At 71.7% G+C, this 7,015-nt stretch carries 6 protein-coding genes; 4 read left to right on the forward strand and 2 right to left on the reverse strand.

Going from position 1 to position 7,015, the window contains the following annotated elements; genetic code table 11:
* Positions 1 to 17: 17 nt before the first annotated feature.
* A complete protein-coding gene (locus tag AB0I22_RS23620) occupies positions 18 to 758 on the reverse strand; it encodes a response regulator transcription factor (RefSeq protein WP_363132852.1) in 741 nt (246 codons plus the stop codon).
* A gap of 418 nt (positions 759 to 1,176) precedes the next feature.
* Here AB0I22_RS23620 and AB0I22_RS23625 point away from each other — a divergent pair, with 418 nt between their 5' ends.
* Positions 1,177 to 2,289 carry a hypothetical protein gene (locus AB0I22_RS23625; protein ID WP_363132853.1) on the forward strand — a complete coding sequence of 371 codons (1,113 nt, stop codon included), beginning with the start codon at positions 1,177 to 1,179 and terminating at the stop codon, positions 2,287 to 2,289.
* Positions 2,286 to 5,057, forward strand: a complete 2,772-nt coding sequence (locus AB0I22_RS23630) for a right-handed parallel beta-helix repeat-containing protein (protein WP_363132854.1) — start codon at positions 2,286 to 2,288, stop codon at positions 5,055 to 5,057. The genes AB0I22_RS23625 and AB0I22_RS23630 overlap by 4 nt, the downstream gene beginning before the upstream one ends.
* A 125-nt stretch (positions 5,058 to 5,182) precedes the next feature.
* Here the strand turns inward: AB0I22_RS23630 and AB0I22_RS23635 are convergent, their stop codons facing one another.
* Positions 5,183 to 5,875 carry a hypothetical protein gene (locus AB0I22_RS23635; protein WP_363132855.1) on the reverse strand — a complete coding sequence of 231 codons (693 nt, stop codon included), beginning with the start codon at positions 5,873 to 5,875 and terminating at the stop codon, positions 5,183 to 5,185.
* A 151-nt stretch (positions 5,876 to 6,026) separates the two neighbouring features.
* Here AB0I22_RS23635 and AB0I22_RS23640 point away from each other — a divergent pair, with 151 nt between their 5' ends.
* Both AB0I22_RS23640 and AB0I22_RS23645 read left to right on the forward strand, forming a co-directional pair.
* Complete coding sequence (locus AB0I22_RS23640; RefSeq protein ID WP_363132856.1) at positions 6,027 to 6,344, forward strand: WXG100 family type VII secretion target; 318 nt, start codon at positions 6,027 to 6,029, stop codon at positions 6,342 to 6,344.
* Between the two features lie 78 nt (positions 6,345 to 6,422).
* Positions 6,423 to 6,926, forward strand: coding sequence for a hypothetical protein (locus AB0I22_RS23645; RefSeq protein WP_363132857.1), 504 nt, complete (start codon positions 6,423 to 6,425; stop codon positions 6,924 to 6,926).
* Positions 6,927 to 7,015: the final 89 nt, after the last annotated feature.

The following is a 7,015-nucleotide window of genomic DNA, read 5'->3' on the forward strand; positions in this document are numbered from 1 at the left end:
TGGCTCCCTCGGCCCGTTCAGTCCTGCCATTCCTGGGGCAGCAGCAGGGACGGGCAGCGGTCCTCGGTCCCCTTGCCGCAGGTTGTTCCCCGCGGTACCGCCGTGCCCGTCTGCGCCCAGGGTTCCCGGAGCAGTCCCAGTTCGATGGCCGTCCGGGTCAGGTCGGCCTTGTTGCCGACGTTCAGCTTGGTCCGGATGCGTTTGACGTACGTACTGACCGTGGCCTCGGTCAGGCCCATCCGGCGGCCTATTTGACTGTGGGTCAGCCCCTCGGCGAGCAGCCGCAGCGTCTCCAGTTCGCGGCGGGCCAGCGACCTGGGCTCCGCCGCGCTGGGCTGTCGCAGCTCGGCATGGAGGCGGGGCGCGAGCGTCGGCGAGAGGTGGAAGCCGCCGCCCACGACGGTCTCCACGGCGCGCAGCAGCTCGGCGTCGTCGACCTCCCCGGTGACGCAGCCCAGCGCCCCGGCCCGGATCGCGTCGAGCAGCCGGTACGGCCCGCTGAACTCCGAGACGACCAGCACGGGGCCGCGGGCGGCCAGGCCGGTGACGGTCTTGGCCAGCGGTTCCGGGTCGGGGCCCCCGTCGCAGGACGGGGGGCCGAACAGGATGACGTCGGGGGCGCCGGAGCCGTCCCGGCCGGACGCGTCGAACGTGAAGTCCTGGACTCGCTCCAGTGCGGCGATCACGTCCAGCCGGGGGCTCTGGGACAGCACCCGCTCCAGTCCGTGCCGGACGAGGTTCCGATGCTCAATAATCACAATTCGCGCATAATTGGACATGCGTTTTCCCGTCCTCAGATCAACGCGCCGTACTCCCGGCACACAGACCGATACCCTGCCTGGAAACCGATTCAATGCATCTTCAATGTACTCGACGGCCCCGATACCCTATCGGCCGGAGGGGAGCTGTAACATAACCCCCGAGAAGCGCACTGCACTGAGTGGATACCGCCGCGACCCTGGCCAGCCCACCCAGCTGACCAGCGATGATAAGCATCTCGGTGCGGTTCCGCCCGGAAGATCACGACTTCGCAATGCTTTCGCAATACTTCGGCAGGGGAACGAATAGTCTGTCCCGCCGGGACTAATTGAATTCCCCTGGTATCTCTTACCTGTTCACTCCCCAGCCGTATTCTGCACCGCAGTCCCGTACGGCCCGAATTTGGAGAGGAAGCACGTGGCTGATCAGGAGAAGCCGCAGGAGCCCGCCGCCGGCGCGACCGGCCGCCTCGCCGAGGAGGACCGGCACGGTTTCGTCTCCGCGTTCGTGGGCGGCGTCCGGTCCGACGGCGACCAGGGCCGGTCGGGCAAGCGGGTGGTGGCCGTCGGCATCGCCGTGGTGGCCGCGGTGGGCCTCGGCGCCGTAGCCGTCGGCGCGCTCACGGGCGGCGACGACACGAAGAAGAAGGATGTCGCCGGCAAGCTCTCCCCCGCGGCGGCCACCTCCCAGGCCGACCGGCACGGCAAGGGCCAGGAGGACTCCCAGGGCAGCGTGTCCCACGGCGGGAACCCGGGCACGAACGGCGGCGGAAGCGCCGACGGTACCGGCGGCGCCGGCGGGGACTCCGGCAACCACACCGTGGCCGACGGGCACCGGGAGGCCCCGAGCGACGACGGCCACAAGGGATCGGCGTCCTCCGCTCCCACCTCCGGATCCGGTTCCGGCTCCGGCTCCGGTTCTGCCAAGACCACGTCCTCGTCGAACTCCACCGGCAGCGCCCACGCCCCGACCGTCTCCAAGTTCGCCGCCGCGCCCGCGTACACCGCGCTCGCCGGATACGGCTGCCCGTCGAGCGGCAGCGCCAACGTCTGGACGAAGGACCCCAACTTCAACCACGGGTCGTCCGGCTGGCTCAAGTCCTCCAGCGGCGGCTACGCCGGCTCGGGCTGCAACGGGCAGTACATCTCCATCCCCATGTCCGGGTCGTCCTCCTCGCACGACTCGACCCAGTACGTGCTCTGGAAGTTCGACTACAGCAGCAAGATCAAGGGCACGGCCTCCTGCAACCTGGCCGTCTACATCCCGAACAACAACGACATCCAGCACGTGGGCGGCGCGCCCGCGCAGTATGCCCTGTACAACTCCGACCACAGCGGGGGCAAGACCGCCGGCTCCTTCGACATCAGCCAGGTGGGCAACCGCGGCAACTGGGTCACCAAGGGCCCCTTCCGCGTCAGCGGCGGCAAGCTCACCCTCAAGCTGTTCAACACCGGCGTCGACTACACCTCGTCCACCAAGCACGCGCACGACGCGGCCGCTCCGGTGCGGCTGAGCTGCAACTCGGCATGATCGGGCGGTCCGGCGGCGCGGCCGCACTGCGCGTCGGGGCCCGCGGCTGGGGAGGGCACCGCACCATCGGCTCCGCGCTGCGCGCGGCGAGCCCCGGCTCGGTGGTCACCGTCCAGCCGGGCACGTACACCGAGAACCTGACCCTGGACCGGGACGTCACCCTGGTCGCCGAGCAGGGCCCGGGAACCGTCCAGTTGGTGGCTGCCCGGGGCACGCCGCTGACCGTGGTCGGCGGCGCGGGCGAACTCCGCGGACTGGCCGTACGGGGCCTGGACCCGGACCAGCCCGCGGTGACGGTGGCCGGCGGCACGGTGCTGCTCGACGGCTGCGACATCGCCGGCGGCCGGGTCGAGGTCACCGGCACGGCCGCCCCCACCCTGCGCGACTGCCGCGTACACGGCGCGGGCACCCTGGGGCTGCGCCTCGGCGGCGACAGCCGCGCCGTGCTGGAGCGCGTGACGGTCACCGACATCGAGGGCACCGGACTGCTCGTCGAGCACGGCGCGGAGGCGATGGTCACCGGACTGTCCGTCAGCGCGGTGACCGGCTACGGCGTTCTGATGCGCGGACCGGCCCGCGGCAGCTTCACCGACTGCGAGCTGGCCGGCACCGCGGCGGCGGCGTTCCGGGCCGAGGACGACGCACGGCCGGTGCTGCGCTCCTGCCGGCTGACGGACAGCGCGGCACAGGGCGTGCTGGTCACCGCCGCGGCCGGCACCAGCGCCCCGGCCGCACCCCCGGCCGAGTCCCCGGACTCCGGCACGAGCGCCGGCTCCGAGGACGCGGCCGGCGCCGCCGGGAGCGCGGCGGGCGTCCTGCTGCACGATTGCGAGATCTCCCGCAGCGGCGGCGCGGGCGTACAGGCCGCCGGGCCGGTGCTGGTCACCCTGCGGGACTGCCGTGTCGACGAGTCCGGCGGCGTCGGCGTGCTGGCCGCCGAGGGAGCGACGCTGCGGCTGGACGCCACCACGGTCGGCGACTCGGCCGACAGCGGCCTGGCCGCGGGCGGCGACGCCGACGTCGAGATGCGCGGCGGCGGCATCGCCCGCTCCCGGGCCAACGGCGTCTTCGCCACCGACGAGACCCGGCTCACGCTCGCCGACTGCGCGGTCACCGACAGCGCGTTCACCGCCGTGCACCTGGCCGGATCGGCCCGGGCCACGGTCCGCGGCTGCGAGCTGCGCGGCACGGCGCAGCACGGCGCGCGAGTCACCGAACGGGCGCTCCTCACCCTCTCCGACAGCCGGATCAGCGCCGCGGACCTCACCGGCCTCGCCGTGGACGGCGGCGACCTCACGGCCCACGGCTGCCGCGTCACGGGCGCGGGCACCGGGATCAGCCTGACCACCGAGCACCGCCCGCTCATCGACGGCTGCGAGATCGAGGACTGCGGCACGGGCCTGGAAGTGACCGCCGGAACCGGCGGGCTGATCGTGAACGTCCAGGTGCGCGGCAGCCGGTCGGCCGGAGTGTTCCTCGGCGAGCGCAGCACCGCGTGGCTCGACGGCTGCGAGATCACGGACACCAAGGGCAGCGGACTGGTGCTGTGGAACGGCGCCCGGCCCCGCGTCGCCGCCACCCGGGTGCTGCGCACCGCCAAGAACGGCCTGTACGTAGCCGAGAGCGCGGCGGGGGTGCTGGCGGACTGCGAGATCGCCGCCACCGAGTACCCGGCGGTGTACGTCGGCCGGGGCGCCACGCCCGTGCTGCGCCGCTGCCTGATCCGCGACGCCGACGAGGATCTCAAGCTCGCGGACGGCGCCGCGCCGGTCTTCGAGGCGTGCCGCGTCGAGGCGGTGAAGGACAGCACGCTGCCGGAGTCGGGTTCCGGCGCGGGCCCCGCCGCGGCCGTGCCCCAGTCGCCGCCGGCGGGCGGCGCGCCGGGCAGCGCCGCCGAGACCGCTCCCGCGGTCGAGTCCCTGGCGGACCTGCTGGCCGAACTCCGCGCCCTGATCGGCCTGGAGCGGGTCAAGCAGGACGTGGAGACGCTGGTCAAGCTGATGCAGTTGGTGCGCCGCCGCACCGAGGCCGGCCTGCCGCCGCCCCCCCTCAGCCGCCACCTGGTGTTCGCCGGGAACAGCGGCACCGGCAAGACCACGGTGGCCCGGCTGTACGGGCGGCTGCTGGCCGCACTGGGGCTGCTCTCCCGCGGCCATCTGGTCGAGGCGGACCGGGGTTCGCTGGTGGGCGAGTACGTCGGGCACACCGCGCCCAAGACCACCGCGATCTTCCGGCAGGCGGTCGGCGGCGTGCTCTTCATCGACGAGGCGTACGCGCTGGTGCCGCACGGCCAGGGCTCGGACTTCGGCCTGGAGGCCATCTCGACGCTGGTGAAGCTGATGGAGGACCACCGGGAGGACGTGGTGGTCATCGTGGCCGGCTACCCCGACGAGATGTCCCGGTTCGTCGATGCCAACCCTGGCCTCGCCTCCCGGTTCACCCGGACCCTGCTCTTCGACGACTACAGCTCGCAGGAGCTGGTCGGGATCGTGGCGAACCACGCGGAGCAGCACAAGTACGAACTCGGCGAGGAGACCCCGGCGGCGCTCGCCGGCTACTTCGACTCGGTCGAGCGCGACGAGCGGTTCGGCAACGGCCGTACCGCGCGCCAGCTCTTCCAGCGGATGACGGAACGCCACGCGGCGCGGCTGGCCGACCACGCGGCCCTGCCGTCCGCGGCCGGGGGCGCCGGGTCCGAGCCGGACGACGACGATCTGGTCACCCTGCTGCCCGAGGACATCCCGGCGTCCGGGACGGCGGGGGCCTGAGCGGGCGGCGGCCCGGCGGACGGTACGCGCAGGGGGGCCGGCGGCGGTGCGTTCACCGAGGTGAGCACGGCGCCCCGGCCCCGCTTCGACGGCGCGTACAGCTCTGACGGGCCGTCAATTACCGGTCAGGTCACCACGGGCTTGCCGGTCGGCTCGGGGAAGACCGCGTTCTCCTCGGCGTGGGCGTAGTAGGTGCCCGCGCGGTCCAGCCGTACGATGAACCGACCGGCCAGCTCGATCGCGTCGGCGCACTCCTTGAGGACCTGGGTCATCGCGGGGTTCATCGCCTGGGCGTATGCCACGCCCGCCTTGCGCACCTCTTCGTCCGGTTTGATCTCGGGGTGGTCGGAGTGGTCGGCGTAGTGCTTGCCCACGCCGTACTGGCGCTGCTTGGCCTCCGCGCCACCCGGTTCGAACTTCGGGTTGGTGTCCGTGTAGGTCGCTTCCTGCCCGAACGTGGAATGGTCGACGAATATCGCCTGGGCGACCGTCTGCTCCAGCTGGTTGTAGCCGTCGACGGCTGCCCGTGAGGCGTCCAGCATCGACTGCATGGCCGCGTGGATGCTGCTGATGTCGACATGGAACGCCGGGAGGGCGGGGACCGGCGGGCTGTCCTTGTCCCCGCCCGCGCCCGCGCCCTCGACATGGCCGGTGATGGCCGGGGCGTCGCCCCAGATCATCGCGAGGTTGGGCACGCTGTTCATGTCCGGCGGCGGCTTCGAATTCCCGCCGTCGCCGTTGTCGTGCGGGGCGTCCTCGTCGTATTTCCTCGGCGGGCCGTGCCGCGAGTCCCTGGGGTGTTCGGTTGCGTCTGCCACGGCTGCCTTCCGCGCGTTCACGTCGGGTATGGTTCGGTCGATTCCATCCCATCGAATCCAGGCGCCACGGGCCAGGTCCCCGTTCTGAGACGCCGCAGGGGACGGAACGGGGGAGTGCCGCCGGGTGATCTTCGCGGCCTAGGATCGAGGGGTGGCCCCCAAAACCATCACTCCCGCCGAGTTCAAAGTCGACCTGGAGCAGCTCGAAGACGCCATCCAGGTCGTCCAGGGCCGTACGGCCAGCATCGAGAACGCGGTCATGTTGGTGAACATGACGTTCAACATCGCCGAGACCATCTGGCACAGCCCGGCCGCCTCCTCGTTCTCCGCGCTGCAGCGTGAGTTCACGCAGAACGCGCAGCAACTCGTCGACCTGCTCCACGAGATGAAGCGGCGGATGGACTCCGCGCACACCCAGTACCAGCAGACCGAGCACACCAACACCCAGAACTTCGACAAGAAGCACTAGCCGGAAGAGGCGCGAGGGCGTGTCCTTATCGCCCGGGGCCGGCACAGGCCGGCTCCTCGCACGACACCAGGAGCGACGATGAGCACCCCGCAGTCCATGAACACCCCGCAGTCCATGGGCACCTACGGGGCCGGTCAGCCATCGGCCGGCAACGCCACGATCGACGTCGACGCCGAACTGCTCAGGAAGCTCGGCGAGGAGGTCGGCGGGTCCAAGGCCAGCCCCGAGGGGTACGTCGCCATGCTCTCGTCCGACGTCTCCATGATCTTCACGACGCTGAAGCAGCTCAAGCTGGGGTGGGCCGGGAAGACCCAGCAGGAGGCCGAGGAGTTCTTCGACCGGCTCAACGCCTGCGTCTCCCACATGTTCGGCAACTCCGGGAACGAGGAGAGCGTCCGCAACAGCGTGCTCGCCCGGGTCGCCTCCGCGATGCAGCTCGCGGGGACGAACTACCTGGCCGCGGAGGACGCGGTCGTCAAGGAGTTCAACGACTTCGCCGCGCAGATGAACGAGCAGGGCGGGGGCGGGCAGAGCAGCATCACCGACCCCAAGGAGACCGCCATCAGCGAGACCTACGGCTGACCGGCCGCCCCGCCGCTCCCCCGCTTCGCCCCGCCGCTCCCTCGCTCCGCCCCTCCCGATCAGGCCCAGCACAAAGGTGACCCGCCGCC

Origin of the sequence: Streptomyces sp. NPDC050610, from assembly GCF_040654875.1 — a bacterium.
GTDB lineage: Bacteria > Actinomycetota > Actinomycetes > Streptomycetales > Streptomycetaceae > Streptomyces.